The following is a 26,972-nucleotide window of genomic DNA, read 5'->3' as shown; positions in this document are numbered from 1 at the left end:
GGGGCCGACACGCAATGAATATGGCCAATACAGAAACAGAAATCTTAACAGGTGCAGAAATAGTAGTCCGATGTCTGGCCGCAGAAGGCGTGGAATTCGTCTTCGGCTATCCCGGCGGCTCCGTCCTCCACATCTATGATGCCCTATTTAAACAACCCTCTGGCGTGCAACACATTCTTGTACGGCACGAACAAGGCGCAACTCATGCCGCCGACGGCTACGCTCGTGCGACGGGAAAACCGGGCGTGGTATTGGTGACTTCAGGTCCCGGTGCCACCAACGCCGTGACAGGTATCGCCACAGCCTACATGGATTCAATTCCTATGGTAGTCATCACCGGCCAAGTTCCCACCCACTTAATTGGCAATGACGCATTCCAAGAAGTGGACTCTGTCGGCATCACGCGCCCTTGTGTCAAACACAACTTTTTAGTTAAAGATGTCAAAGACTTAGCGGTAACTTTGAAACAAGCATTTTACGTAGCCACCACTGGCCGTCCGGGGCCTGTTGTGGTTGACATTCCCAAAGACATCACCGCACACAGCACCGCATTTCACTACCCCGACACGGTAGAAATGCGCTCTTATAAACCTGTTAGTGTAGGACATTTGGGACAAATTCGTAAAGCGGCTGATTTAATTCTATCGGCCAAGCGTCCTATGATTTACACGGGCGGCGGTGCGGTTTTGGGCAATGCCGCGGAGAGTTTGACCCAATTTACTCGTTTTCTGGGCTATCCGATTACATTAACGTTAATGGGTTTAGGTGCGTATCCTGCCACCGATCCGCAATATGTGGGCATGTTAGGAATGCACGGCACTTACGAAGCCAACATGGCCATGCACGAATGCGATGTATTAATTGCTATTGGGGCGCGTTTTGATGATCGAGTCACGGGCGATTTGGAAAAATTCTGTCCTTACGCCAAAATTGTGCATATTGACATTGATCCGTCTTCGATTTCCAAAAATGTCCCCGTACAAATTCCCATTGTTGGGAATGTGAATAATGTGTTGCGGGAACTCATTGGTTTATTGGAAGAAAGTGGACGCAAACCTGATGAACACGCCTTAAAAACCTGGTGGGATCAGATTAATGTCTGGCGTGCCAAAAATTGCCTGTCCTATGATCGCAACAGTGCCTTGATTAAACCGCAATATGTGATTGAAAAACTATACGAAATCACACAAGGCGATGCCTTTATTACTTCTGATGTAGGACAACATCAGATGTGGGCGGCGCAATTTTACAAATTCGACAAACCGCGTCGTTGGATCAATTCGGGTGGATTAGGCACGATGGGCTTTGGTTTACCGTCGGCGATGGGCGTGCGTTTGGCGTATCCTGAAGCCACAGTAGCATGTATCACTGGTGAAGCCAGTATTCAGATGTGTATTCAGGAATTATCCACCTGCAAACAATACGACCTGCCCATTAAAATTGTCAATTTGAACAACCGCTATATGGGTATGGTGCGGCAGTGGCAAGAGATGTTTTATAATAAACGCTATTCTCACTCGTATATGGACGCACTGCCCGATTTTGTCAAATTAGCGGAGAGTTACGGCCACATTGGAATGCGCATTGAAAACCGCGATGATGTAGAATCTGCATTACGCGAAGCCTTTGCCATTACCGATCGCTTGGTATTCTTAGACTTTATTACAGACCAAACCGAAAACGTTTATCCTATGGTGGCTGCGGGCAAGGGTCAACATGAGATGTTTTTAGGGCCAGATCGGGAGTTAGCATAATGGTGCGTCGTCACACAATCTCAATTTTATTGGAAAATGAAGCGGGTGCTTTATCGCGGGTTGCGGGTTTATTTTCCGCTCGCGGTTACAATATTGAATCGTTGACCGTCGCGCCCACGGAAGACCCGTCGATGTCGCGTATGACTTTAGTTACTAGCGGTTCTGATGGGATTATTGAGCAAATCACGAAGCAACTCAACAAGTTAGTTGATGTGATCAAGTTGATCGATTTAACCGAAGGTCAACATATTGAACGCGAATTGATGCTGATCAAGGTCAAAGCGGGTTCTAATCATCAACGCGAAGAAGTGAAGCGATTAGCGGACATTTTTCGCGGCCGAATTATCGATGTGGCCGACAATAATTACACCATCGAATTAACAGGGCCACGGGACAAAATCGATGCGTTTATTAAAGCATTGGAAGAGTCTTTAATTATCGAAGTGGTACGCACGGGCGTATCGGGGATTGGACGCGGCAATAAGAGCCTGCAAGCCTAACCTTAATGCGGCGAAAAAAAAGGGTGCAATAGTTATTGATTGCGCCCATTAAACAGACACCTTATTGGGAGATAAAACTTTGTTAAATGTTTATTACGATAAAGATGCGGATTTATCGCTGATTAGAAGCAAGAAAGTAGCGATTATTGGCTACGGTTCTCAAGGACACGCCCATGCGAATAATTTGAAAGATTCGGGCGTAGAAGTGGTGGTCGGCTTGCGTGCGGGTTCAGGTTCGGCGCACAAGGCGCAAAAAGCGGGTTTAACCGTGAAAACCGTCGAAGAAGCCGCTGCTTGGGCGGATGTGGTGATGATTTTAGCTCCAGACGAGCATCAAGCGCGTTTGTACAACGACAGCATTGCGCCGCATATTCGTCCGGGTGCTGCGGTGGCGTTTGCGCATGGTTTTAACATTCATTTTGAGCAAATTCAACCGCATGAAGATTTAGACGTGATCATGATCGCGCCTAAAGGACCGGGGCATTTGGTGCGTTCGACGTATGTGAATGGCGGCGGCGTGCCGAGTTTAATTGCGATTTATCAAAATGCGTCGGGTAAGGCGTTTGATCTTGCATTGTCTTATGCCAGTGCCAATGGCGGCGGCCGCGCAGGCGTAATTGAAACCAGTTTCAGAGAAGAAACAGAAACGGATTTATTCGGTGAACAAGCGGTGTTATGCGGTGGAGCAACGGCTTTAGTACAAGCGGGATTTGAAACCTTAGTCGAAGCGGGTTATGCGCCTGAAATGGCTTATTTTGAATGTTTGCATGAATTAAAGTTAATTGTCGATTTAATGTATGAAGGCGGCATTGCCAATATGCGTTATTCGATTTCTAACACGGCCGAATATGGCGACATTACTCGCGGCCCGCGCATTATTAACGATGAAACTAAAGCGGAAATGCGTAAGATTTTAAAAGAAATTCAAACAGGCGAATTTGCCCGTGAATTTATTTTAGAAAACCAAGCTGGCACTGCGACTTTAAAAGCCAAGCGTCGCATTGCCCGTGAACATCAGATCGAAGTGGTCGGTGAACGTTTGCGCAGCATGATGCCGTGGATTAAAGCCAATAAATTAGTGGATCGTGAGAAAAACTAAATTGTTTTAGTTTTTTGGGTGAAAATGGGTTCGTAAGCAGTGATTGCTTGCGAACCTGTTTCTAAAAATACCCTATTTTATGTCTAAAACGCACTCTTGATCTAATTCTTGAGTCATTGGGTAGGGTTTAAATTGAGAGAGCTGATTTCCCCGCAAACACTAGACATCCCCGCTCATCTATGCTAGGCTGTGAATGACTTGTCGTTGATGACCGTAACAAACCGCCGTCAAACCCCATCAGTTTCAAACCACATAACGTCAAAATCTCAAAATCGCGTCCAACGACTCCTTAAACCCGTTAAATAAAACCTGATCATTTCGGCCGCGCTTCTTGCCTAACCGAAACCCGACCGCTTCAATAGCCATCACCGCCAATAGACATCCCGACGAGTTCTCAACCTCGCCCGACTCTGCTATCAGACGCGACTGACCCATTGACCGTTAAAACCCTTTGATTTATCGCATAAAATCCATGTTGACTGTGTGTTTTCCAAACCCAAGTGGTCGCCTTCTCCAATGTGCTGTCCGACCTATGGTCGAGATAGACTTACGTACCCACTTGCGGCTTATCTCCTATGACCTCACCACTCTACGCTATTCAATCCTATCGTAAACGCCATGAATCTAACTGAACTGAAAAAACAATCTGCCGCCGAAATTATCGATTTAGCCCAAGAAATGGGATTAGAAGGCACTGCCCGCGCCCGTAAACAAGATGTTATCTTCGCCCTACTCAAAGCCCACGCCAAAAAAGGTGAAGATATTTTTGGCGATGGCGTATTAGAAATTTTACAAGATGGCTTTGGCTTTCTGCGCTCTGCCGACAGTTCTTATTTGGCAGGCCCCGACGACATTTACGTCTCGCCCAGTCAAATTCGACGTTTTAACTTACGCACAGGTGACACCATTTCAGGCAAAATTCGCCCTCCCAAAGAAGGAGAACGTTATTTTGCTCTGCTCAAAGTCAGCGAAATTAATTTTGAATCGCCCGAACAAGCCCGCAATAAAGTCCTTTTTGAAAATCTCACGCCTCTCTTCCCCACAGAACGCTTTCAATTAGAATTAGGCAACGGCAGTACAGAAGATTTGACTCCCCGCGTCATCGATCTTTCCGCGCCTTTAGGCAAAGGACAACGGGGGCTGATTGTGTCGCCGCCCAAATCGGGTAAAACCATGATGTTACAAAACATCGCTCACTCCATCGCCGTGAATCATCCAGAATGCTATCTTATTGTATTATTAATTGATGAGCGTCCAGAAGAAGTGACTGAAATGGCGCGTTCCGTACGCGGAGAGGTGATTTCTAGTACCTTTGATGAACCCGCCACTCGTCACGTACAAGTGGCTGAAATGGTGATCGAAAAAGCCAAGCGTTTGGTCGAACATAAGCGAGATGTGGTGATTTTATTAGATTCTATTACCCGTTTGGCACGCGCTTACAATACCGTTGTTCCCTCATCGGGTAAAGTGTTGACGGGGGGCGTGGATGCCAACGCATTACACCGTCCCAAACGCTTTTTTGGCGCAGCGCGTAATATCGAAGAAGGCGGCAGTTTAACCATTATTGCCACGGCCTTGATTGACACGGGATCGCGGATGGACGATGTAATCTACGAAGAGTTCAAAGGCACCGGCAACAACGAAATTCATTTAGACCGCAAAATCAGCGAAAAACGAATTTACCCCGCCATCCACATCAACCGCTCCGGCACCCGCCGCGAAGAACTGCTCACTACCCCCGAAGAATTACAAAAAATGTGGATTCTGCGCAAAATTCTTAATCCAATGGAAGAAGTGGCCGCGATGGAGTTTTTATTGGATCGCTTGAAAATCACCAAAACCAACAATGAATTTTTCGATTCAATGAAACGCTAAAATCGGTTAAATGCCATGAGTTGTACTTCTCCCGTGCGCGTGTCGGTGATTATTGTCAATTACAATGGTGGGGCTTTGTTGACCGAATGTGTGCAAAGCGTATTATTATCGACGATACCCATTTGGATTTACGTGGTTGACAATGCTTCTGTGGATCAGAGTATTTCCATATTAACCCAGCAGTTGCCGCCCGACGCACCCATAACAGTGATACAAAACAGTGAAAATCGCGGCTTTGCCGCCGCGGTGAATCAGGTGTTATCGCAGGTGGAGACGGATTATTCTGTGGTGTTAAATCCTGATTGTTTGTTGCAAGCGGATACTTTGCAACAATTTTGTGCGGTGTTAGACCAAGAACAATACCGTACCTATGGCATGGCCGGTGGTTTGGTGCGCAATCCCGACGGCACAGAACAAGCCGGCTGTCGCCGTGCCATTCCTAGCCCTTGGCGCGCTTTGGTGAGAGTGCTGCATTTAAACCGTTGGTTTCCCCAGCAGTCGCGTTTTGACAATTTTGTTCTCACTGAACATCCGCTCCCCAGCCAACCCGTCGCCATTGAAGGCATTTCTGGCGCGTGCATGGTCGTACGACAGGAAGCGGTGTTGCAGGTGGGATTGATGGATGAACAGTATTTTCTACACTGTGAAGATTTAGACTGGTTTATGCGTTTTGGCGAGGCGGGTTGGCCGATTTTATTTATTCCCCACATCAATATTGTGCATATCAAAGGCGCGTGCAGTCAGCGCGAACCGCTGCGGGTATTGTGGTATAAACATCGCGGCATGATTCGTTTTTATAAAAAATTCTTTCGGCAGCGTTACCCATTGGTTTTATACTGGGGAGTGGCCACAGCGGTGTGGTTGCGTTTTGGTTTGCTGGCTGTTCCGCTGAGTGTGCGTCGCTGGTTTAACGCGCTTGTTTTGTAGGCGAATTCAGTGTTTTTACAATCCGTTGTCGTTCATCTGTTGCCACAATTGCGTCAACATGTCGGTTGCGCCGCCGACAAGACGATAATCGACCAAATGACTGACTTCAGTGGTACTTGGATTGATTTCAACGGTGATTCGTTTTTGTTGCCGTGCCATTTGTACGGGGGCTGAAATGTAAGGAAATACACTGGTAGTGCCAATACTAAATACCATATCAAACCCTTTTGTTAATTGTTTGGTCAGCACCGATAAAGCAGAACTGGGCAGCATTTCACCAAACAAAACCACGTCCGGCCGCACTAAATGACCACATTTTGGGCATTTTGGGGGAATGTGTAGATGAAGATAATTTTCTACGGTCACTTTATAATCGCAATAAGTGCAAAATAAATCGTACAATCGTCCATGAATTTCGATCAATTTTTCGCAACCCACTTGGCGATGAAAACCGTCAATATTTTGGGTTAAAATCCATGTATCAGGGATATATTCTTGAATTTCTTTAATAATTTCGTGTCCGCGGTTGTAAGAAGCTCCGCGGCAGGCCTGTTCAATTTCGTACAAATATTGCCAAGTGACTTCAGGCGAAGTAAGAAGCATTTGCCCTGATAAAGCCACTTCAATGGGAATGTGATGTGCCGTCAAACGCCCATTATACAAGCCGCCAATACCTCGATATGTGGGCAATCCCGAATCTGCCGACATACCCGCCCCAGTGATAAATAGCACACGTTCAGCTTGCGCCATGTGTTGTGCTACTTTGTGCAACGTCGCTGTATTCATTGAATGCCTCGAATTTCGCTTGTCAGATTTCACATATAAAATGTTATGCGTTTCTCTATTATCCTCTATTTTTTGAAAAATACAAAAATTACGCTTTTGTCTGTTGCGAATAAGGCAATTTGATGGATTTTTCCAGACTATTAACTAAATTAACTTGCATAAGCCCATTCGTTTTTCTACAGTTGTAGCAATAAAGTAGATCACACGTAGAGGACTTAAAATAGGAAAAAGGTCTAAACGATGATCAAGTATTTGTGGCGTATAGTAACGTATACCTATTTTATTGCTAAGGATAATGATGATGTTGAAACGCGAGTTGATATTATTTTTGGTATTGGGACTTTGGGGAATTCAGTGGAATGTATTTGCTGATGAGACAGTAAATATTAATACCGCTGATGCGGAAACGTTGGTCGAAAGATTGGCTGGTATCGACAAGAGACAAGCTGACAGAATTGTGCGATCTCGTCCTTTTAGATCAGTTGATGATCTGCGTCTTTTCGGCATTTGTCAAACGTGGATAGATGAAAATCGCCATCTGATGACTGTGGGTGAGACAGAATACGTGAGTGAACCTGAATATGTGGATGAGCCTGAATATGTGAGTGAACCTGGATTAGTAAATATTAATACTGCTGATGCAGAAACGTTGGTCAGAGGATTGGCTATCGACGATAGACAAGCTGATAGAATTGTGCAATATCGCATGGAGAATGGACGTTTTGAATCAGTTGATGATCTATACCAAGTTTTGGGAATTCATAAATCATGGCTAAACAGAAATCGTCACCTGATCACCGTGGGGTTCGTAGATGTGGGTGTAATGCCTACACATGGATTAGTCAATATTAATACTGCTGATGTGCCAACGTTGGTCAGAAAATTGGCTATCGCCAACAAACAAGCTGATGAGATTGTGCGATATCGCATGAAGAATGGACGTTTTGAATCAGTTGATGATCTATACCAAGTTTTGGGAATTCATAAATCATGGCTAAACAGAAATCGTCATCTGATCACCGTGGGTGAGTATGTACGCGATTATCCGAGAAAGTTTAAACCTGTGAAACCTACATCTGTGCCTACACCTACAATTGAATTAGTAAACATTAATACTGCTGATGCGGAAACGTTGGACGCAAGATTGAACGATACCGACAACGAAAAAGCGGGTAGAATTGTGCGATCTCGCATGCGTGATGGTTTCTTTAAATCAGTTGGTGATCTATACCGAGTTCCGGGAATCTCTGAATCATGGCTAAATAGAAATCGCCACCTGATAACCATGGGTAAGTATGAATCCAAGTAGACGAGCGAATCTGAATATGAAACGCAAAACGCAACAGATTACTGTTTGATTCGGATAAGCAAAACCCCTGCTAGAAAATAGAGCAGGGGTTTTTTTTCTAATGCCAAATTGGCGTGAAAAAAATTTATTCATCTTGGAGTATGAATAAAAATCCCCCGCCTTCCTTTTATTCCAAAAAAGACGAGGGACAATTAACGCAATTACCGCGACAACTTAACGCCGCTCAACCATTAACTTTTTAATCTTCGCAATGGCTTCCGCAGGATTTAATCCTTTGGGGCAAGTATTGGTACAATTCATAATGGTATGGCAGCGGTAAAGACGAAATGGGTCTTCTAAATCGTCTAAACGCTCACCCGTCGCCTCATCTCGACTGTCGGCAATCCAGCGGTAAGCCTGCAATAAAATCGCAGGGCCTAAGTAACGATCCCCATTCCACCAGTAACTCGGACAACTGGTTGAACAGCACGCACACAAAATACATTCGTACAAACCATCTAACTCACTGCGATCCGCTTTAGATTGCAACATTTCCCGATCAGGTGGGGGCGTGGTTTGGGTTTGCATCCAGGGTTTGATCGACGCATATTGGGCATAAAAGTGCGTTAAATCAGGTACTAAGTCCTTTACCACGTGCATGTGCGGCAACGGATAAACCGCGACATCGCCTTTGACCGTGTCAATCGCTTTGGTACACGCCAACGTATTTGTACCGTCAATGTTCATCGCACACGATCCACAAATCCCTTCCCGACAAGAGCGTCTAAAGGTCAACGTCGGATCGATTTCGTTTTTAATCTTAATCAGCGCGTCTAACACCATCGGCCCACACGTATCCATATCGACTTCGTAGGTGTCGAGTCGTGGATTTTCTCCTGTATCGGGGTCCCAGCGGTAAATCTTAAATTGTTTGATGTTTTTCGCGCCGCTGTCACTTTTGAACACTTTGCCTCCGCGAACCACAGAATTCGCGGGTAATTTGAAATCAGCCATAATCTCTTAACCTCAGCATCAATTCAGAATCGACTTAGTAAACCCGTTTTTTCGGTGGGAATGGCTCTACTTCGTCCGTTAAGGTGTTCATGTGAACGGGACGGTAGTCAATGGTGATTTGCCCCTTGTCATCCATCCACGCCAAAGTGTGCTTCATCCAATTATCATCGTCTCGATCCGGGTAATCTTCACGGGCATGACCGCCACGGCTTTCTTTCCGATTTAAAGCCGAATTAATCGTGACCACCGCTTGTCCGCGTAAATTGTCTAATTCTAAGGTTTCGATTAAATCTGAATTCCAAATCAATGACCGATCCGACACTTGAACATCGGCAAATGAATCATAAATTTTCGCCATTTCATCCACGCCATGCTGCATACTGCTTTCAGTACGGAATACGGCAGCATCATTCTGCATGGTGCGTTGCATGTCTAAACGAATGTCTGCGGTGCGACGGCTGCCTTTGGCATGACGTAAGCGATCCAAACGGGCTAAAGCTTCATCACCGGCATTGGCAGGCAACGGTTTGTGGCGTTCTCCTGAGGAAATCAACTCCGCACAACGCAACGCGGCCGCACGTCCAAACACCACGATGTCGAGTAAAGAATTCGATCCCAAACGATTTGCACCGTGTACTGAAACACACGCCGCTTCGCCAATGGCCATTAATCCCGGCACCACGCTGTCTGGATTACCGTCTTTCAATGTCACCACTTCACCGTGATAATTGGTTGGAATACCTCCCATATTGTAATGCACGGTAGGCAACACTGGAATAGGCTCTTTGGTCACATCAACGCCTGCGAAAATACGCGCCGTTTCAGCAATACCCGGCAAACGCTCATGAATCACTTCTGATCCCAAGTGTTCTAAATGCAGATGAATGTGATCGGCTTGTTTGCCCACGCCACGACCTTCACGAATTTCCATCGTCATCGCACGACTGACCACGTCACGCGAAGCTAAATCTTTCGCATTGGGCGCGTAACGCTCCATAAAACGTTCGCCTTTGGCATTGGTTAAAAATCCACCTTCGCCGCGCACGCCTTCGGTAATCAAACAGCCTGAACCGTAAATGCCTGTCGGGTGGAATTGCACAAATTCCATATCCTGCAAAGGTAAGCCCGCACGCAATACCATCGCGTTGCCATCGCCGGTACAAGTATGCGCGGAGGTGGCAGAGAAATAAGCCCGGCCATAACCGCCTGTTGCCAGTACGACCATTTTGGCACGGAAACGGTGAATTGTTCCCTCTGCCATGTTTAAAGCCATGACTCCGCGGCACGCGCCGTTTTCCATGATTAAATCTAAGGCAAAATATTCGATAAAAAATTCAGCTTGATGCTTTAAAGATTGCTGATACAAAGTATGTAAAATGGCATGACCGGTGCGGTCGGCGGCGGCACAAGTGCGTTGTGCGGTGCCTTCACCATAATTTGTTGTCATCCCACCGAAAGGGCGTTGATAAATTTTGCCTTCTTCGGTACGCGAAAAGGGAACGCCATAATGTTCTAATTCGATCACCGCCGGTACGGCTTCCCGACACATGTATTCAATCGCATCTTGATCGCCTAACCAGTCCGATCCTTTCACCGTATCATACATGTGCCAACGCCAGTTATCGGGTCCCATGTTAGCCAGTGAAGCACTCATTCCGCCTTGTGCGGCTACGGTATGACTGCGTGTGGGGAAAACTTTGGTTAAACAGGCCGTTTTTAATTTTTTCTCGGCCATACCGAATGTGGCGCGTAACCCCGCACCACCCGCACCGACAACCACAACATCATAGGTATGGTCAATAATTGGATAGCTTGATGACACTTTTTAACCTCCCAACACGAAAACACGAACAACCGCCAACACGGTGGCAATGCCAAAAATATACGATAATGATTTGGCTAATGTCACCAAGACCACCTTGTAAAACTCATTACTGACATAATCTTCAATGACCACACGCATTCCCAATTGGGCGTGGTGAAACATGGCCATGAGCAAAGCGATCAATAAAATCGCATTGATGGGCGTTTTGACCCAAGCGACTACCGTATTATAATCTGCGCCCGCAATCGTCACCAAAGAGAACACAAACCACACCGCCAATGGCACTAAAGCCACCGCAGTAAAACGTTGAGCAATATAGTGTTCAGTGCCTTCTCGCGCTGAACCCAGACCACGAACTCGCGCCAAAGGCGCACGTAAATCATTGGGTTGCATTAAGCACCTCCTCTGGCGACCCAAGCCGCTATCCAAACCAATACGCTGACAATACTGGCACTGGCTAATACCAGTAATCCAGATAAATGGGCTGATTTCAGGTCAATGCCCTTCGCCGCATCCCAAAATAAGTGGCGAATGCCATTGAATAAATGGTAAAACAGAGCCAATGTCCAACCAAACAGCACGATTAAGCCGAAAATTGACCCTAAAGCCGCTTGTGCTTCTTGGTAGGTTTCTTCGCCCAAGCCGATGGACAACAGCCAATAGGTCAACACCAGTGTTCCTGCTGCAAGCGCAACACCAGTGATACGATGGGTGATCGACATAAGACCTGCGGTGAGAGGCATCTTATAGATTTGCAGATGGGGCGATAACGGTCGCTTGCGTACTGCCATAGTTTCACCTCACAAGATGATTTGATTTTGATATTGTTGAAAGAGTGCAATGGTGCAACGCAATAAAATAACCATTTTGTGAAGATTATGCAAGTCTTATTGTTTTCATAAATCTTAATAAATGGTTGTGCATTAAAAAAATGCACAGTCTAACACTTCACGCTTGGTTTTTGCAGGTGATTTTCGTATTATTTAAAGGGGGCAAACCGCAGTTATCGTAAACATCCTTATGCTTATCTACACTTGAGTTTAGAACGGCTAAAGTGGCGGGCGGTCAGAGAGAAGTGCTTAAAAAAGCAATCTAAATATTCTCATTCAGATAAAAATAACGGCGATTCTTTCCCAAATTTATAAAATAAAATTTGAAAAAAATCGCCGTTATATTTTGAGGTAAAAAAAGCCAATCAAATCTTATTCTGGTAAACTATCATCTTGTGGTAATTTGATAGATTTACTGGGAACGATGGTTGAAATGGCATGCTTATAAACCAATTGACTGGTGGTCACATTTTTTAGTAAAACCACGAACTGGTCAAAGGATTCGACTTGTCCCTGTAATTTTATTCCATTGACCAAATAAATCGAAACAGGGACACGATCTTTACGCAAGATATTTAAAAATGGGTCTTGCAACGACTGCCCTTTACTCATTATATTATTCTCCTAAAACTGTACTTATTCTGTTCGTTATTGTGCGCGCATTGTCTTTAGATTGAGAACAGCCAGAGCAGCGCGAATTTAATTTAAAGCAATCAGCAGTCTAACAGGTGTTTGGGCGTGTTTCGACAAATTTCAATGTGTTTTCTAATAAAACAGTAAACGGTAACGTGCTGTCTAACCAATCACTGTCTGTTTCAGAGCGCAGCCAAGTTAATTGTCGTTTAGCCAATTGGCGCGTTGCCACAATTGCCTTTTCGGGTAATTCGGCATAAGACAATTCTCCCGCCAAATACTGCCACACTTGTCGATAACCCACCGCCCGCAAGGCAGGTAATCCCGCATGTAAGTCGCCGCGTTGATACAAACCTTGCACCTCGTCAATTAATCCATTTTGTAACATCTGTCGAAAACGGACGGCTATTTTATCATGTAATAAAGTCCGTTGTTGAGGTGCAATCACCAGTTTTTTCACTGATTTAAGAGGAGAAGATTGGGTTTGTTGTCGATACCAGTCTGAAATGGGTTGTCCCGTCAAATAATAAACCTCTAATGCCCGTTGAATCCGTTGAGGGTCGTGCGGATGAATCCGTTGTGCGGCTTCGGGGTCAATTTCAGCCAATTTTTGATGTAAGACTAAACTGCCTTGATTTTGTAATTGCTGGTGTAACTGATTACGTAATTCAGGATTAGCTGAGGGTAGTTCAGACAAACCTTGTTGCAAGGCACGAAAGTATAAACCTGTGCCACCGACCAGTAAGGGAATACGTTCTTGTTGATGACATTCTTCAATAATTTGTAAGGCATCATGTCGAAATCGTGCCGCAGAATAAGCCTCACTCGGATCACAAATATCAATCAACGCATGGGGAACTTGTGCCAATAATTCCGCGCTGGGTTTGGCCGTGCCAATATCCAGCCCGCGATACACCATTGCCGAGTCAACACTAATAATACGACACGGTAAATATTCCGTTAAAGCAATCGCTAAATCTGTTTTACCTGCTGCGGTAGGCCCCATGAGAAAAATACAAAATGTGTCGTTCATTAAAACCTCACTCCCGCAAAAAAACCAATTCAAAAACCAACGGTTGTAATTTCAATGGGGTTATTATTTTTGTTGCAAAAACCAATCTAAAACAATTTCTAAATCAAATAAACAACTGCGCACTTGTTTTTTATCAAATGATTTGGGATGAGTGCCATAAGTTCCTAATTCATTCACGTTAAACATAGCAGAAACAATATTTTCTGGAATGGTTTCTTCTTTTTTAAATTTATCCAGAATTCCTTTTAACGGTTCAGTGCCGCGTTCTCGCTTTAATTTGTCCTTACATATTTTTGTAACAATGACTTCTAATACATTTCTGGCATAATTAAGAATGCCTTTGGGAATATCGGAAGCAAAAATATTTTCTAATTCTAGGCTTAATTCTCTACATTCATCTTTTTCGACTATTTTTTGATAATGCGATTTTAATGCAATTAACTCAGATTCCCAGATAACAAAAACGGTGTTTTCATTTCTGCGAATAAAAGGATTAAATTGCGGGTTATTTGTAGATATTTTCTCAATATCCGCTTTACGCACAAATTCCACCCCATCTAATGACCACAATTCCTCTACTTGATCATCTTGTTGAATCTCGTCAAATTCATTCCGCACTTTATCCAATAGATTTTGTGGATTATTACCTGCCACCATGATTTGTAAATAAGGTTTTTCTGCGTTAAAAAAACCTTCGATGAGGGTTGAATTTCCCTGATCATCATCTAATTCACAACCATTTTTCCACAAACTGGCTCGCTCTGCCCATTGATGCGTGCGCACGATAAAACTTTGCAAATTGCCGTAATGTAAAAACCGATATTGATAACGCACAAACCATTTTTGAGCATTTAACCACAAATTTGATGGCTTTGGTTTTTTCTCTGGCAATAAAGCAGGCGCAATAAAACAACGTTCGGAAAAAGGTTTTTCATCATCATAATCTAGTTCAAAACAAATCTCACAAGATTTCATGAAATTTAAAAACAGTTTTTGCTCCGCTTCATTAAAGTGTTGCCAAATATCCTGTAAGTCTTCTCCGCTAAAGTTCCCATTTTCTTTTTTAGAGCGATAAAACTTACTTTTACGATCAAATAAAGTATAAACCGCATCAATCGCCCATTTTTGGTCTAAAATGATTTGGTTTTGAAATAGATTTTCTTGATAAAATACCGTACCTGAATTGTGCAAATAAAGCAGTACACTTGACGCATGTTCATTATCCAATCCAAATTTTTGACACAGTTTATTAAATTCAGTTAAAGAAAGGGTTTTTTTAGAAGTTTGCCACTTTTGTACTTGAGTTTGCACTTGCCACCATGATTCAGGCAAATCGATGCAGGTTGTTTCAAGTAATTTTTCAACTTGTTCCATTAAATGCTGTTCAAAAAAAGTAAAGCCATTGTGTTTATCTTGCGAAGATTCCACAGCAATAGCCGCAATAATATTGTAGTTTTTATGTAATTCTGCTAAATCTTTGGGGATTTGCTCCCCATCGCGCTGTTTTTTAGTTTGCACGATTAAAATAGGGCTATTTTTGCCTAAATTTTTCGCATAATCCAACCAATAATTTAAGGGATAATTACGATAAGGATGATCACCCTCTCTTTGCTCAGGTTCTTTTTCTGTTTGAGCATCCCATACTAAAACAAAAATCGCTTTGGTTTGCATAAATAAGCGATGGGTGGCGTGATAAATGTCTTGTCCACCAAAATCCCAAATATGCAGTTGAATTGTTTTAAATTGCTTTTCTTTAGCGAGTTTTTTTAAGGGATAATGCCGCAATTGAATCGCATGGGTAGAAGGTTCTTTTTCGTCAAAAGTCTTATCCAGCCACCGCTTGAGCAAACAGGTTTTACCCACACGCCCATTGCCAATTAAAATCACTTTGGCTTGATAAGTTTGGATTTGTTGTTTTTCGAGGTCTTCGAGATAGTGGCGCATTGCCGAAACATTACCAAATGTAAAAATTTCTTCTGGTATATTTTTAATGGGATTTTCAGAAAGAAAAAGTGTTTCTAATTGAGGAAAGTGATTTAGAAAATCTAAAGTGATTTCTTGAATTTGATTATTCCATAAATACAACCCAGTCAAAGCGGTCAAGCCTTGTAACGGGCTTAGGTCACTGATTTGATTGTGTTCTAAATCCAACCCAGTCAAAGCGGTCAAGCCTTGTAACGGGCTTAGGTCACTGATTTGATTGTGTTCTAAATCCAACCCAGTCAAAGCGGTCAAGCCTTGTAACGGGCTTAGGTCACTGATTTGATTACTTCCTAAATCCAACCGAGTCAAAGCGGTCAAGCCTTGTAACGGACTTAGGTCTCTGATTTGATTCCCACCTAAACGCAACCCAGTCAAAGCGGTCAAGCCTTGTAACGGGCTTAGGTCGTTGATTTGATTACCATTTAAATACAACCCAGTCAAAGCGGTCAAGCCTTGTAACGGGCTTAGGTCACTGATTTGATTATCCCATAAATCCAACCCAGTCAAAGCGGTCAAGCCTTGTAACGGGCTTAGGTCGCTGATTTGATTCTCATATAAACCCAACCAAGTCAAAGCGGTCAAGCCTTGTAACGGGCTTAGGTCGTTGATTTGATTATTTTCTAAACTCAACCCAGTCAAAGCGGTCAAGCCCTGTAACGGGCTTAGGTCTTCTATTTCGCACTTACTCAGGCGCAAACCCACCACTTCCCCTTGCTCATTCAAGGCAAAGTTAGTTCGTTCCTCAATGTCATATTTCCAAATCTCCCCCAGCTCCACCTGCTCAAGCTCAAACCCCAAATCCTTCTCTAATTGCAAAATTACTTTAGGTTTATTTGGCATGGTTGAAAATGTTCCTTTTTAAGAAAGAATCGGTTTTTTATCTCGTTCCCACAAGCTTGTGGGAATGCAGTCACGACGTGCCACGTCGAGTATATCAAAAATTAGGGGGCTGATTCGTGACGCGGCGCGTCTGGACTGCATTTCTACATGGCATGTAGGAATGAGAGAAGGGTCAGATTCTCTTCTTGCCTAGTTTTTAATACATGTTCTCGAAAGTCTCTTGAATAGGTCATTTTTTATACTCCTTTTGTGGTGCGGGTGCTATACCTGTGTCAAGTACGATTTTCATGCGCGAGAGCAGCATCAATAGCCGTTAAAATTTCTGTTGGCTCAACGAGTTGATTACGTTGCTTAATTTGTTCAATTTGCAATTCAAACAATTTTTCTCGCACAATTTTCTCAATAAAGGTAGAAATATTATTTTCTTGCCCAATTTGGCTGAGGTAATCACGCACTGTTTCATCTAAGTTATCCGAAATTGACCAATTGACCATATTTTCTTCTTTATGAATTTGCTAATAAATTTTTGTTTGACTCAGAAGAGAGGTTATAGCACAAACCAAAAGCCCCACATTATACAATGTAGGGCGGGGAATTGAGGGGAAATTCAGAAGTAAACCTATTTTCCAAAGAACCTGCGAATTAGTTTGTCAATAACAAATCAATTTCCTTTTTTCTGGATTTGTTACCGAAAATTTCGGTTTGGTTGCGTGTTAGAACTTCACTTTCTATTATTTTCATTTTGTGATTAGAAAAATGGCTCTTTAAAATCTCAATTGTCAAGTTTTGAGTAAACTCCCTTATGTCCGTTCTAACATATATCGTGCTTTTTTCGTGCATGATTTTGGCGCAAGCACCAAAAACTTTATCCAATAATTCTCTGTATTCGTTTTTTGAAGTAAAACGACCTTTATATTTCTCTTGACTGGTTTGTGGTTTATCCATTCCCTCCTTGAGCAACCAAAGTCTCAACCATTGGTCAACGTGATAATCGACAACTGAACAATAAGGTGGGGAAGTAAATAGCAAAGAGTATTTGGCGTTGTTTTCTTTTGATGTTTTCCCAATTTTTTGCAATTCAAGCGTACTATCCCCAAGAATAGCTTGGCAATCAGTTTCTATCTTTGGGATGTTTTTTGCATAACGCCACTCAATTTTTTTTATAAGAAATTCTAATGGGTTGTATTGCGGTGGTGTGGTAAAGCCATTATTTTTCCACCAATTTATAGAATATCCATAACCCATTGCTTTGGTTTGTCGCATTTGATTAGATAGACCTTCGCCTATCTTTCCGTGCAGATGCACCAAAATAATAGCCATTAAGGTTGCATCTGTTTGGTCATTTCGCCAATTTAGATTTTCTCTTGCTGAAAGTAAAAATCTTAAAACTTCATTGCAATAGCACAACTGAAAAAATTCATTCATTTGTTCTGCTTGTTCTGCAAATTCATTTCTTTGATTGTAAATATCTAATAACCTATTTTTTACATTCTCTTTTGGCGCAGGATTTAATTTTGTATTGCCATAAAGCCAACCAATGGGGCTTATTTCTATCCCTACGCTGTTTCTGCCTAATACGCCACCCGCATACACACTTGAAAAACGGCCAGCAAATGGATCAAGAATATAATCGTCTATTTTTGAATATTCATTGATAACTTTGAAAGCAAAATCAATAGGAAACATAGCATAGTAGGGACCGAATTTTGCCCAACGGGTTTCGGCTGTACTATTTCCATTAATATTTCCTATGTCTTCTAATGTTTTCATGTTGTTAGGTGCGATTTCTAATTTCTCTTGCAATGTCCTGAAATATACGTTTTCCTAAATTCAAAGGTATTGCTGCTTCTGCGTGGGCAGAAATCAAAGGAGAAACTGAATTTTGAAAACGGCTAGAAACAATTTGGTCTAATAAACTCATCACATCTGCTAAACGTGGAAATTGATTGGGGTAAGCTGTTTCTGTTTTTCTTTGGTAATTGTTAAAAGTTGCCAAATTACAAACAACTCTGTAACCGTTGCTTGTTTTGTAGAAAAATTTTCTACCAAAATAGGTATCTTGTCCGTAAGGTTTAGGGCTTTCGGACAAAATGATATTTTTCTTGATGTATTCGTCTGTTAAAAGTAAGGCATTTTGTTTGGGGAATTTTCCGCTAATGCCTTCTTGGTCTGTATCTAACATTTCAAAATGATTGACAAAAGTACCTGATTTTTCAATGCCTATAATAATCAAGTCTTGTCCTGTGATTTTCTTTTGAACTTCGTTTAGTCTATACAATTCGTCTTGTATGGATTTAGTAAGCCAAGATGAAGTACTATAAACAGCCAACGAACCGTCTAAAATGAAGGCTATTTTGGCTATATCTTGTAAGGAATTTATTTTCTCAAACCCACGAAGAATATTGATTAAAAATAATCTTTCCAAAGTGAACATAATTTGTCCATACATTTCGCCACAACTTCCCGAAGGGTTATGTAATTCGTGCAAACGCAAGGCATCAGTAGAATAAAGCACTTTTTTTAATTGGCACTTACATTCATATTTGCCAAAACCATAACTTAGTTTGTTATTAGGTTCATTAAGACCACAGTTATCATAAGGGCATTCGGGGGCTTTGCTTTCACCACTTTTGGTAATTTTAAGTTTTAGCAAATATTCGTAGGTTTCAATACCAATTTTTTCAGAGTCGTATAATAATACTTTTCAAATAGGAGAGAATAATGAACAAAAGATATGAAGATTTAGAAGAGTTAATGTCAACAGGTGAGGCGAGAGAAGTGAAGCGAGCGATGGCAGTAAGAATGTCTTTGCTTGGTTTTGTGCGTGCGGAAGCGGCTTTAGCGTGTTGTGTCAGTGTGCAATTTGTGGATAAATGGAAAGCCATTTATTTAGCGTCAGGGGTTGAAGGATTAAAGTTAGCGTATAAAGGCTCACCAGGGTATTTAAAGCCGCGTGAACGAGAAGATGTGATTAATTGGATACAAGAAAAGAAGACAATAACAATAGAGGAACTAAAGAGATACTTAAAAGAGGAGTATGATGTTTTCTATTCTTCAAATACTTCTTATACTAAATTATTAGAAGAAGCGAATTTAAGTTATAAGAAGACACACAAAGAGAATTCGGCAAAAGATGAGGTAAAAGTAGAAGCTAAAAAAAAAGAGATTAAGGATTTAATAGATAAGGAGCGTGAACAGATAGAAAGTGGAGAGGTAATGTACTGGATGCAAGACGAAAGCCATCAGTTGTGGGGAGATATTTGTGGTTATGTTTGGTCGAAAAAAGGAGAAAGAACGTCAATAAAGATGAGTAATTATCGCACTTCTCAAACGTGGTATGGAGCGGTGAATATTTATACGGGAGAATTTATTTTAGATAGGGCAAAGAAAGCTGATACAAAATATACGATAGACTTTATTAACTGGCTCATTTACAGATATAAAGAAGCCCGTCATGTGATTATTTGGGATGGTGCAAGTTATCATCGTTCTGAAGGTTTAAGAACTTATTTAGAGAAATTAAATGGGGGACTTCCAGAATCAGAATGGAAAGTTCGTTTATTAAGATTTGCGCCCAATGCCCCAGAGCAAAATCCAGTCGAGGATATTTGGCTTCAAGGTAAGAATTGGGTCAGAAAGAATTTTCACCGTCTATCAAGCTTTAAAGAAGTCACTAGTATGTTTGAGACCTTTTTGTCAGGTAAAGTGTTTAAGTTTAATAAAATTAAACAGTATCTTATACCTAATATCTAGGTAGATATTAAAACTTAATTTGTTTTTATATCTCACATAATTTTGGTAAAGTAAAGTTTCTTTGTTAGGCTCGTCTTTATTATAAAAAGGGGCTTCGTTCAAAAATTCCTCAAATAGCATTTTACGCATTGATGATTTGACACTTTCTTCTTCATCAATTAGGATATTTGCCCCTGCATAAACACTTTGAGTAGCAGCAGCGTCTTCCGTTTGGCGAAACTTAACAGGGTCTATAAATTCTTGTTTGGCTAGTTTTCGGATTTCAGAGAGCCAAATCCAAACAGCCGCTACCGTAACATAACCATATTCGGCACTCGGAAAACCATTTTTTACAGGCACGGACTGATAACTTCCGTCAATAGCAATTGCCGCTATGGGTTGCCACGCACTTGGTTCCAAACTATCTTTGTCAGTAGGTTCAAGTTTTTCCTGCTCCTCATCTTCGCTTGGTTTGCGTACTTTCAAACGGCTTTCAAGGTTTTTGACTTTTTCGCTGTCTAAAATACGTTGTAGAGGTTTGTAACTTGCTAACTCAAAACCATTATTATCCTGATATGGCATATTTTATCCTTTGTCCGTAACGTCAAATTTTTTCACTTGAACGGGGATAACAAAATAATTACTCAATGTTTTAACACGCAAAAAACCCTTATCTTGCGTTCGACAAATAGATTGCTCAAAGTCGGCAAAATCATAATACTTGCAAAGCTCTTTGGTTTCATCTGTATTATTCAAGTGTCCAATGAACCAGTTTGCTGTATTTTTTAAAATGTTTTTCTGAATACTACTCACTTCTTGAGTAGAGTAGGCCATGCCAATACAGTATTTTGCCCCTTCTTTGGCAGTCCGTACCCAAACATTAGAGGTATCCAAATCACTCCCACTAGGCAAAAGATTATGTGCTTCCTCAATATAAACCATGATGTCGGGTATATCAGTTTTTCCTTCTCGGAAAAGGGCTTGGTTTTTTCTGAAAATTACCCACATTATCCGCTCGGCAGAGGACTTGTTAATTTCAGGCTCGCCACTTGATTGGTCAATAATCACCAACTTTCCACTTACTAAATCTTTGTAAATATCTTCGGCATAGTCGGAACTTGTTGTATGTGTGTGTTGTGGAATGGCTTTGCCTATTTTGCGCACACCATTTGCGTACTGAAAAATCCCTATGATTTTCTTAAAATCCTCATCAGCCCATCTTTCTCCTGAACCATCTTTACGATTGACGTAATTGCTTTCAAATTGTTGATAACCACTTTTACCGTCTCGTATAAATTTGTCGAGAATTTCAAAAGCATTAGCCACTTGCGACCAATTAGGATTTTGGTTTTCCAAAATTTGTGCTGCTGATTGATAATCGGCTGCGTTGTCGCTTTGTGAATCTCGCAAAGCCCCTATCAATTCCTTGTTAAAAAGTCCTTTTATGTAAGGACTTATGTTGGTGGGTGCTTGAAAACCAGCTCTATTCAAAACAGCACGATAAGCCACAACTCTACGGTTGTACCGGGTTAAAGCACTCCTGTCATTAGCATCAGGTTTTTCAAAACTCACTTGTAAAAAATTCTTAATGTAGTTTGTGTTGTCCTCTGAAAAAAGGGAGTTGATAATCTCTTTCCCTATTTGTAGGTTATCCTCTAAATAAAAATTCAACAACATCAATTTTCTATCAGGGTCGTTTGGATGCGCGGTAATGCCATAAGTAACGACTTCGTCTTTTTTCTCGACTCCTTTACGAACTTGATAGACATTTTTCAAGGCGTTTACATTACCTTTTCCGTCTGTATCTTGTGCATTTTCGTTGGCATATTCACCATTAGGATCAAAGATAATTTGCCCTATTTTTAAAGGGCTGTCTTCTCCATTTTGTGGATAACGAAGTTCATAAATTGATTTGGCAATAATTTTTGTCGTATTGGATTTACCCGTTCTGGTCATACCAAAAACAGCCGATTTTTGGGAAAGTAAATCAGAGGGATAAATGCTTACTTTTACATTATCAATTTGTTGAAATCTACGATTAGTAGAGGCATAACGTACATTTCCTAACTGCACTCTTGCCTTGCTCCGCAAATCACTTTGATTAGAAAAATCCGTGTAATTTACAATAGTCTCTAGTGCTTTCGCATTGGGTTTATAGACTTTCAAACCTTTGTTTGGGTAATAGTTTGAAATGTCACAGCCAAATCTCAATATCAAATCGCTATCAGTTTGATCTTGATGTTGCAAATCCAAATAAAAAGTCCCGATAATTCGGCATTCAACGGCTGCGAAACTTAATAAGTTTCGAGTTTTTGCATCCATCACGCCATCTGTATCCCAGTGTTTATCAGACTCTCCGCTGACTCTTTGAGCTACTTCCGTTCTAATTCTTTCATTTTCCTTTTCTTGTGGAAGTTGGGCGGCATCCATGACTCGCAACAAAATAACAGAAGTATCCTCACGCTGAAAGTCAACGTTTTCATCAATGTAAGGATTTACCCTTGTTGCTATCAAAAAACTAAGACTTGGAACACCACCGACTTTATTTTTTTGGTAGTCATGAATGATAACTCGTGCGGTCTCATAGTTTATGGAATAAAGCTCGCCTATGTATTGCTGTTCTTGTACAAGTTTCTGAAACCAGTTTTTGGCTTGGCTATCGTGCTTGTTTTCGTTGTGTTGGTTTATACCTTGTTGTATAGACATGCTACTACACCGATTTTGAATTTTAGTCTAGCTGTTCAATAGATTTGTGGTGTGATAGATTAATTTTTCCTTATGTAAGGACATTTATGTAAAACATATAGTTATCTAAAGCGCACCACAAGTTTAATATCCATCAACGATTCTGGGAGATAAAATACGCGCTGTCAATAGTAAATTGTGTTGAGTACATTTTCAAGTTTATTTGTTTTTTGGGGACGCTTAGTAAATTCTGATTGAATAGATAACAGAGACGCTCCCCCACGCCTCTCTCCCCAAACCCCTCACTCCCCCCGCGCAAACCGATACGCATTACGGAACAATTCCAACCATGGGCTATGACGTAATGTCCAACTGTCGGGGAACCAAGAGAATTGTTGTTGTAAAAAAGTGCGTTCGGGGTGGGGCATCATTAGGGTAAAACGGCCGTCGCTCGAAGTCACGCCGGTAATTCCGAAAGGAGAACCGTTGGGATTGAAGGGGTATTGTTCTGTGACTTGTCCGAAATTGTCCACGTAACGCAACGCCACCAAACGCTGATCCAACAAACGACGCGCCCCTTCTACATTCATAAAGGCCGCTCGTCCTTCGCCGTGTGACACAACTACAGGTAAACGTGAACCAGACATATTACGCAACAACACCGACACTGAATCAGGAATTTCTACCATCACCAAACGCGCTTCAAATTGTTCTGAATGATTACGTACAAAATGCGGCCACACACCTGCCCCCGGTATCAATTCATGTAATTGCGCCATCATCTGACAACCATTACACACGCCCAAAGCAAACGTATCCGCACGTTGAAAAAATGCCGCAAATTCTTCTCGCGCTCGCGTATGCAATAAAATCGATTTCGCCCAACCGCCGCCCGCGCCCAACACATCACCATAGGAAAAACCACCACAGGCCGCAAAACCACGAAACGATTTTAAACTGACTCGCCCGGCAATAATGTCTGACAAATGCACATCCACACATTCAAATCCCGCTTGGGTAAAGGCCGCAGCCATTTCGACATGACCATTTACACCTTGTTCACGTAAAATCGCCATTTTCGGCGGCAAAGCGATATGAAAACCACTCGCTGGCTTACTGTTGACATCGGTTAATGTGTAAGTCAATTGAACGGACAAACCGGGATCATCTCGATTTAAAATGGTGTCGTATTCTTCTTGGGCGCATTGGGGATTGTCGCGTAATCGCTGCAATTGATAACTGGTTTCACTCCAAGCGCGTTGTAAATTCACTCGTGGCAAGCTGAATAACAGCGTATCTTGAAAATATAAATTAATCGTATCCGTTTGATTCACATGGCCAATTCGATGCGAGACTAAACCCGCTTCGGCAAAACGTGCCTGAATACGGTCTGCATCACATTCGCGCACTTCCAACACCGCGCCCAATTCTTCATTGAGCAACGTCGCCAAAGGCAAAGCATCCAAACCGTCGAGTTGAACATCCAAACCCACATGCGCGGCAAAAGCCATTTCACACAAAGTCGTCCACAATCCACCGTCGGAACGATCATGATACGCCAAAATATCTCCGGCGCGATTTAAGGCTTGTAGGGTTAAGAAAAAGGCTTTTAATGCTGCTGGATCATCGACATCAGGCACTTCATTGCCGACTTGATTATAAACTTGTGCCAAAATCGACAGCCCTAAACGACAACGCCCCGCCCCCAAATCGACCAATAATAAAACCGTATCCCCACCGACCAATTGCGGCGTAAGACTTTTTGTCATATCACTGACACGCGCAAAAGCGGAAACAATAAGTGATACAGGAGAGATTACAGCTTTATCTGTCCACACCGTGCGCATGGATAAAGAATCCTTCCCCACTGGAATTGCCACGCCCAGCGCAGGACACAGTTCTAAACCGACCGCTTTAACGGTTTCGTATAAAGCCGCATCTTCACCGGGCTGACCACAAGCGGCCATCCAATTGGCGGATAATACAACATCACTTAACTCATCAATACAAGCGGCCGCCAGATTAGTCAAGGCTTCTCCGATGGCGAGGCGACCGGCAGCGGGCGCATTTAAGACCGCTAAAGGCGTGCGTTCTCCCATTGACATCGCCTCACCGTGTATTCCTGTAAAACCCATCGCCGTCACCGCACAATCTGCAACTGGCACTTGCCAAGGGCCGACCATTTGATCGCGCACCACCAAACCGCCGACACTGCGATCCCCGATGGTGATTAAAAAACTTTTACTGCCGACACTGGGATGTCTTAACACCCGCATCAAAGCCTCATGTAAATCAATTCGTTCCAAATCAATTCCGGTACGCGCCACTGTATGACTGGAGACTTGACGTTGCATCCGCGGCAATTGACCGAATAATACAGATAACGGCAAATCAATCGCCGTGAGACCGGTTTGGCTGTCGTGTAAACGCAAATGTTGTGTATTATCCAATGTCCCCACAACCGAATACGGACAACGTTCCCGCTCACACAATTGATCAAAAACCGATAAATTTTTGGGATCAATCACTAAAACATAACGTTCTTGTGATTCGTTGCACCACAAGGCTTTAGGCGACAAACTGGGATCGGCAGTGGGAATGCGGGATAAATCGAACGTTCCCCCACAATGGCTGTCGTGAATTATTTCAGGGATCGCGTTAGACAAACCGCCCGCGCCCACATCGTGTACAGTGACAATGGGATTATTCGCGCCCAACTGCCAACAGGCATCGATCACTTCCTGACAACGGCGTTGCATTTCGGCATTGTCGCGTTGTACAGAAGCAAAATCCAATTGTTCACTGCTCTGTCCTGCGGCGACGGAAGAAGCCGCGCCCCCACCCAAACCAATTAACATCGACGGCCCCCCCAGCACAATTAATAATTGTCCGGCGGTGGCTTGTTGTTTTTCCACGTGTTGCGGGCGAATATTACCAATGCCCCCCGCGATCATAATGGGTTTGTGATAACCGCGGCGTTGTCCGTCAATGGTTTGTTCAAAACTGCGTAAGTAACCGAGAATTGCTGGCCGGCCGAATTCATTATTAAAACGACTCGCACCAATCGGCGCATCCAACATGATTTGGCAAGCAGAGGCGACATGTTCTGGTTTACCGTATTCCTGTTCCCACGGGCGCGGACAATCGGGTAAATGCAAATGAGAAACAGAATAGCCGGTTAAACCGGCTTTGGGTTTGGCACCGCGGCCGGTTGCGCCTTCGTCTCGAATTTCTCCGCCCGATCCTGTCGCCGCGCCCGGATAAGGAGAAATGGCTGTGGGATGATTATGCGTTTCCACTTTCATCAAAATCGCGGGCGTTTCCGAATGCCATTGATAAATATGCTTATTGTCGGGATAAAATTGTTGAGTCGGCCAACCTGTCATCACCGCCGCATTGTCATGGTAAGCCGATAAAACCCGGCCGGGATTCACAGCATGAGTATGACGAATCATGTCAAATAAACGATGCGGCTTGGCTTCGTTATCAATAATCCAATCGGCATTAAAAATCTTATGACGACAATGCTCAGAATTGGCTTGGGCAAACATCATTAATTCGACATCGGTAGGATTGCGTTTTAGGCGCGTGAATTGTTCACATAAATAATCCATTTCAATATCGGATAATGCAAGCCCTTCTTTTTGATTGGCTTCGACTAAAGCCTGTCTTCCTTGTTCCAACAAAGGAATATGCACTATTGTTTCTGTTTTTGCGGGAATAAAGAGATCGCTTAATGTGTCTAATTGAAACGCGACCGTTTCGGTCATGCGATCATAAAATAACGGGGCTAATTGTTGTAATTGTACGGGAAATAATGGGGATAGCGCGTGGAGTTGCCACACAATGGCGCGTTCGACCCGTAAAACATCGGATAAACCACATTGCTGCACAATATCAGTGGCCTTACTCGACCACGGCGACACCGTGCCGGCGCGAGGCAATGTGACAAAACCCTGCTCAAGCCGCACAGGACGCAGTGATAATTCCGGCAACAAGGCGTGTAAACGGGCTTGTTGTTCCGAAGTCAACGGATTTTCGCTGTGAATCAGATAGAGAAATGTGGCTTCAATATCTTGTAAAGTAGAAAGAATAGATTGCGCGTCTTTAAGTTTTTTAATTTTGCGAAATTGCGACAGTGCCGAGCCACCAAGGTAGTGCATAATGT

At 42.7% G+C, this 26,972-nt stretch carries 21 protein-coding genes; 7 read left to right on the top strand and 14 right to left on the bottom strand.

Annotated features, from left to right (window positions below; all coding sequences use genetic code 11):
- The first annotated feature begins 14 nt into the window (after nucleotides 1-14).
- The 5 genes from TPSD3_RS15190 (at nucleotide 15) to TPSD3_RS15170 (ending at nucleotide 6,155) form a co-directional block, all read left to right on the top strand.
- Nucleotides 15-1,754 (top strand): acetolactate synthase 3 large subunit, encoded by a 1,740-nt coding sequence (locus tag TPSD3_RS15190; RefSeq protein WP_086489382.1) that lies wholly within the window; start codon nucleotides 15-17, stop codon nucleotides 1,752-1,754.
- Nucleotides 1,754-2,254, top strand: coding sequence for an acetolactate synthase small subunit (ilvN, locus tag TPSD3_RS15185; RefSeq protein WP_086489381.1), 501 nt, complete (start codon nucleotides 1,754-1,756; stop codon nucleotides 2,252-2,254). The genes TPSD3_RS15190 and ilvN overlap by 1 nt, the downstream gene beginning before the upstream one ends.
- A gap of 79 nt (nucleotides 2,255-2,333) precedes the next feature.
- Nucleotides 2,334-3,353 (top strand): ketol-acid reductoisomerase, encoded by a 1,020-nt coding sequence (ilvC, locus tag TPSD3_RS15180; protein WP_086489380.1) that lies wholly within the window; start codon nucleotides 2,334-2,336, stop codon nucleotides 3,351-3,353.
- A 618-nt stretch (nucleotides 3,354-3,971) separates the two neighbouring features.
- Nucleotides 3,972-5,228 (top strand): transcription termination factor Rho, encoded by a 1,257-nt coding sequence (gene rho / locus TPSD3_RS15175; protein ID WP_086489379.1) that lies wholly within the window; start codon nucleotides 3,972-3,974, stop codon nucleotides 5,226-5,228.
- 15 nt (nucleotides 5,229-5,243) lie between these two features.
- Entirely contained in the window at nucleotides 5,244-6,155 is a 912-nt protein-coding gene (locus tag TPSD3_RS15170; RefSeq protein WP_086489378.1) for a glycosyltransferase family 2 protein, read from the top strand.
- Nucleotides 6,156-6,170: 15 nt separating this feature from the next.
- On the opposite strand, the gene TPSD3_RS15165 is transcribed toward TPSD3_RS15170, so the two are convergent.
- Nucleotides 6,171-6,941 (bottom strand): SIR2 family NAD-dependent protein deacylase, encoded by a 771-nt coding sequence (locus TPSD3_RS15165; protein ID WP_086489377.1) that lies wholly within the window; start codon nucleotides 6,939-6,941, stop codon nucleotides 6,171-6,173.
- A gap of 295 nt (nucleotides 6,942-7,236) precedes the next feature.
- On the opposite strand from TPSD3_RS15165, the gene TPSD3_RS15160 reads away from it, so the two are divergent.
- Nucleotides 7,237-8,250 (top strand): ComEA family DNA-binding protein, encoded by a 1,014-nt coding sequence (locus TPSD3_RS15160; protein WP_086489376.1) that lies wholly within the window; start codon nucleotides 7,237-7,239, stop codon nucleotides 8,248-8,250.
- A gap of 213 nt (nucleotides 8,251-8,463) precedes the next feature.
- On the opposite strand, the gene TPSD3_RS15155 is transcribed toward TPSD3_RS15160, so the two are convergent.
- The 10 genes from TPSD3_RS15155 to TPSD3_RS15110 form a co-directional block, all read right to left on the bottom strand.
- On the bottom strand, nucleotides 8,464-9,243 hold the full coding sequence (locus tag TPSD3_RS15155; protein WP_086489375.1) for a succinate dehydrogenase iron-sulfur subunit: 780 nt from the start codon (nucleotides 9,241-9,243) through the stop codon (nucleotides 8,464-8,466).
- Between the two features lie 34 nt (nucleotides 9,244-9,277).
- On the bottom strand, nucleotides 9,278-11,065 hold the full coding sequence (gene sdhA / locus TPSD3_RS15150; RefSeq protein WP_086489374.1) for a succinate dehydrogenase flavoprotein subunit: 1,788 nt from the start codon (nucleotides 11,063-11,065) through the stop codon (nucleotides 9,278-9,280).
- A gap of 3 nt (nucleotides 11,066-11,068) precedes the next feature.
- Nucleotides 11,069-11,461: a succinate dehydrogenase, hydrophobic membrane anchor protein gene (gene sdhD, locus TPSD3_RS15145; protein WP_086489373.1), complete on the bottom strand. Its 393-nt coding sequence runs from the start codon at nucleotides 11,459-11,461 to the stop codon at nucleotides 11,069-11,071.
- Nucleotides 11,461-11,859: a succinate dehydrogenase, cytochrome b556 subunit gene (gene sdhC / locus TPSD3_RS15140; protein WP_086489372.1), complete on the bottom strand. Its 399-nt coding sequence runs from the start codon at nucleotides 11,857-11,859 to the stop codon at nucleotides 11,461-11,463. The genes sdhD and sdhC overlap by 1 nt, the downstream gene beginning before the upstream one ends.
- A gap of 411 nt (nucleotides 11,860-12,270) precedes the next feature.
- The gene (hfq, locus tag TPSD3_RS15135) at nucleotides 12,271-12,510 is read right to left on the bottom strand and encodes an RNA chaperone Hfq (RefSeq protein WP_086489371.1); all 240 of its coding nucleotides are present in this window, start codon (nucleotides 12,508-12,510) and stop codon (nucleotides 12,271-12,273) included.
- Between the two features lie 109 nt (nucleotides 12,511-12,619).
- On the bottom strand, nucleotides 12,620-13,564 hold the full coding sequence (miaA, locus tag TPSD3_RS15130) for a tRNA (adenosine(37)-N6)-dimethylallyltransferase MiaA (protein WP_086489370.1): 945 nt from the start codon (nucleotides 13,562-13,564) through the stop codon (nucleotides 12,620-12,622).
- A 63-nt stretch (nucleotides 13,565-13,627) separates the two neighbouring features.
- Complete coding sequence (locus tag TPSD3_RS15125) at nucleotides 13,628-16,387, bottom strand: leucine-rich repeat domain-containing protein (protein ID WP_086489369.1); 2,760 nt, start codon at nucleotides 16,385-16,387, stop codon at nucleotides 13,628-13,630.
- A gap of 272 nt (nucleotides 16,388-16,659) precedes the next feature.
- Complete coding sequence (locus TPSD3_RS15120) at nucleotides 16,660-16,881, bottom strand: ribbon-helix-helix domain-containing protein (protein WP_086489368.1); 222 nt, start codon at nucleotides 16,879-16,881, stop codon at nucleotides 16,660-16,662.
- A 148-nt stretch (nucleotides 16,882-17,029) separates the two neighbouring features.
- Nucleotides 17,030-18,157 carry a DNA methyltransferase gene (locus tag TPSD3_RS15115; RefSeq protein WP_086489629.1) on the bottom strand — a complete coding sequence of 376 codons (1,128 nt, stop codon included), beginning with the start codon at nucleotides 18,155-18,157 and terminating at the stop codon, nucleotides 17,030-17,032.
- A 4-nt stretch (nucleotides 18,158-18,161) separates the two neighbouring features.
- Nucleotides 18,162-19,040, bottom strand: a complete 879-nt coding sequence (locus TPSD3_RS15110) for a DNA double-strand break repair nuclease NurA (protein WP_217884473.1) — start codon at nucleotides 19,038-19,040, stop codon at nucleotides 18,162-18,164.
- Nucleotides 19,041-19,108: 68 nt separating this feature from the next.
- On the opposite strand from TPSD3_RS15110, the gene TPSD3_RS15105 reads away from it, so the two are divergent.
- On the top strand, nucleotides 19,109-20,140 hold the full coding sequence (locus TPSD3_RS15105) for an IS630 family transposase (protein WP_086486662.1): 1,032 nt from the start codon (nucleotides 19,109-19,111) through the stop codon (nucleotides 20,138-20,140).
- On the opposite strand, the gene TPSD3_RS15100 is transcribed toward TPSD3_RS15105, so the two are convergent.
- From TPSD3_RS15100 to purL, 3 genes are all read right to left on the bottom strand, one after another.
- Complete coding sequence (locus tag TPSD3_RS15100) at nucleotides 20,084-20,701, bottom strand: DNA double-strand break repair nuclease NurA (protein WP_086489366.1); 618 nt, start codon at nucleotides 20,699-20,701, stop codon at nucleotides 20,084-20,086. The two genes, TPSD3_RS15105 and TPSD3_RS15100, sit on opposite strands and share 57 nt — an antisense overlap.
- 3 nt (nucleotides 20,702-20,704) lie before the next feature.
- Nucleotides 20,705-22,825, bottom strand: coding sequence for a helicase HerA domain-containing protein (locus TPSD3_RS15095; protein ID WP_086489365.1), 2,121 nt, complete (start codon nucleotides 22,823-22,825; stop codon nucleotides 20,705-20,707).
- Between the two features lie 281 nt (nucleotides 22,826-23,106).
- Nucleotides 23,107-26,967: a phosphoribosylformylglycinamidine synthase gene (gene purL, locus TPSD3_RS15090; protein ID WP_086489364.1), complete on the bottom strand. Its 3,861-nt coding sequence runs from the start codon at nucleotides 26,965-26,967 to the stop codon at nucleotides 23,107-23,109.
- Nucleotides 26,968-26,972: the final 5 nt, after the last annotated feature.

Origin of the sequence: Thioflexithrix psekupsensis (genome assembly GCF_002149925.1) — a bacterium.
Taxonomy (GTDB): domain Bacteria; phylum Pseudomonadota; class Gammaproteobacteria; order Beggiatoales; family Beggiatoaceae; genus Thioflexithrix; species Thioflexithrix psekupsensis.
Note: the sequence above shows the minus strand (reverse complement) of the source record. Positions and strands in the feature narration are given on the sequence as shown.

Coding starts and splice junctions, on each gene's coding strand:
- TPSD3_RS15190 (WP_086489382.1), top strand. CDS start 15: ATGAATATGGCCAATACAGAAACAGAAATCTTAACAGGTGCAGAAATA.
- ilvN (WP_086489381.1), top strand. CDS start 1,754: ATGGTGCGTCGTCACACAATCTCAATTTTATTGGAAAATGAAGCGGGT.
- rho (WP_086489379.1), top strand. CDS start 3,972: ATGAATCTAACTGAACTGAAAAAACAATCTGCCGCCGAAATTATCGAT.
- TPSD3_RS15170 (WP_086489378.1), top strand. CDS start 5,244: ATGAGTTGTACTTCTCCCGTGCGCGTGTCGGTGATTATTGTCAATTAC.
- TPSD3_RS15165 (WP_086489377.1), bottom strand. CDS start 6,941: ATGAATACAGCGACGTTGCACAAAGTAGCACAACACATGGCGCAAGCT.
- TPSD3_RS15160 (WP_086489376.1), top strand. CDS start 7,237: ATGATGATGTTGAAACGCGAGTTGATATTATTTTTGGTATTGGGACTT.
- TPSD3_RS15155 (WP_086489375.1), bottom strand. CDS start 9,243: ATGGCTGATTTCAAATTACCCGCGAATTCTGTGGTTCGCGGAGGCAAA.
- sdhD (WP_086489373.1), bottom strand. CDS start 11,461: ATGCAACCCAATGATTTACGTGCGCCTTTGGCGCGAGTTCGTGGTCTG.
- sdhC (WP_086489372.1), bottom strand. CDS start 11,859: ATGGCAGTACGCAAGCGACCGTTATCGCCCCATCTGCAAATCTATAAG.
- hfq (WP_086489371.1), bottom strand. CDS start 12,510: ATGAGTAAAGGGCAGTCGTTGCAAGACCCATTTTTAAATATCTTGCGT.
- miaA (WP_086489370.1), bottom strand. CDS start 13,564: ATGAACGACACATTTTGTATTTTTCTCATGGGGCCTACCGCAGCAGGT.
- TPSD3_RS15125 (WP_086489369.1), bottom strand. CDS start 16,387: ATGCCAAATAAACCTAAAGTAATTTTGCAATTAGAGAAGGATTTGGGG.
- TPSD3_RS15120 (WP_086489368.1), bottom strand. CDS start 16,881: ATGGTCAATTGGTCAATTTCGGATAACTTAGATGAAACAGTGCGTGAT.
- TPSD3_RS15115 (WP_086489629.1), bottom strand. CDS start 18,157: ATGAAAACATTAGAAGACATAGGAAATATTAATGGAAATAGTACAGCC.
- TPSD3_RS15105 (WP_086486662.1), top strand. CDS start 19,109: ATGAACAAAAGATATGAAGATTTAGAAGAGTTAATGTCAACAGGTGAG.
- TPSD3_RS15100 (WP_086489366.1), bottom strand. CDS start 20,701: ATGCCATATCAGGATAATAATGGTTTTGAGTTAGCAAGTTACAAACCT.
- TPSD3_RS15095 (WP_086489365.1), bottom strand. CDS start 22,825: ATGTCTATACAACAAGGTATAAACCAACACAACGAAAACAAGCACGAT.
- purL (WP_086489364.1), bottom strand. CDS start 26,967: ATGCACTACCTTGGTGGCTCGGCACTGTCGCAATTTCGCAAAATTAAA.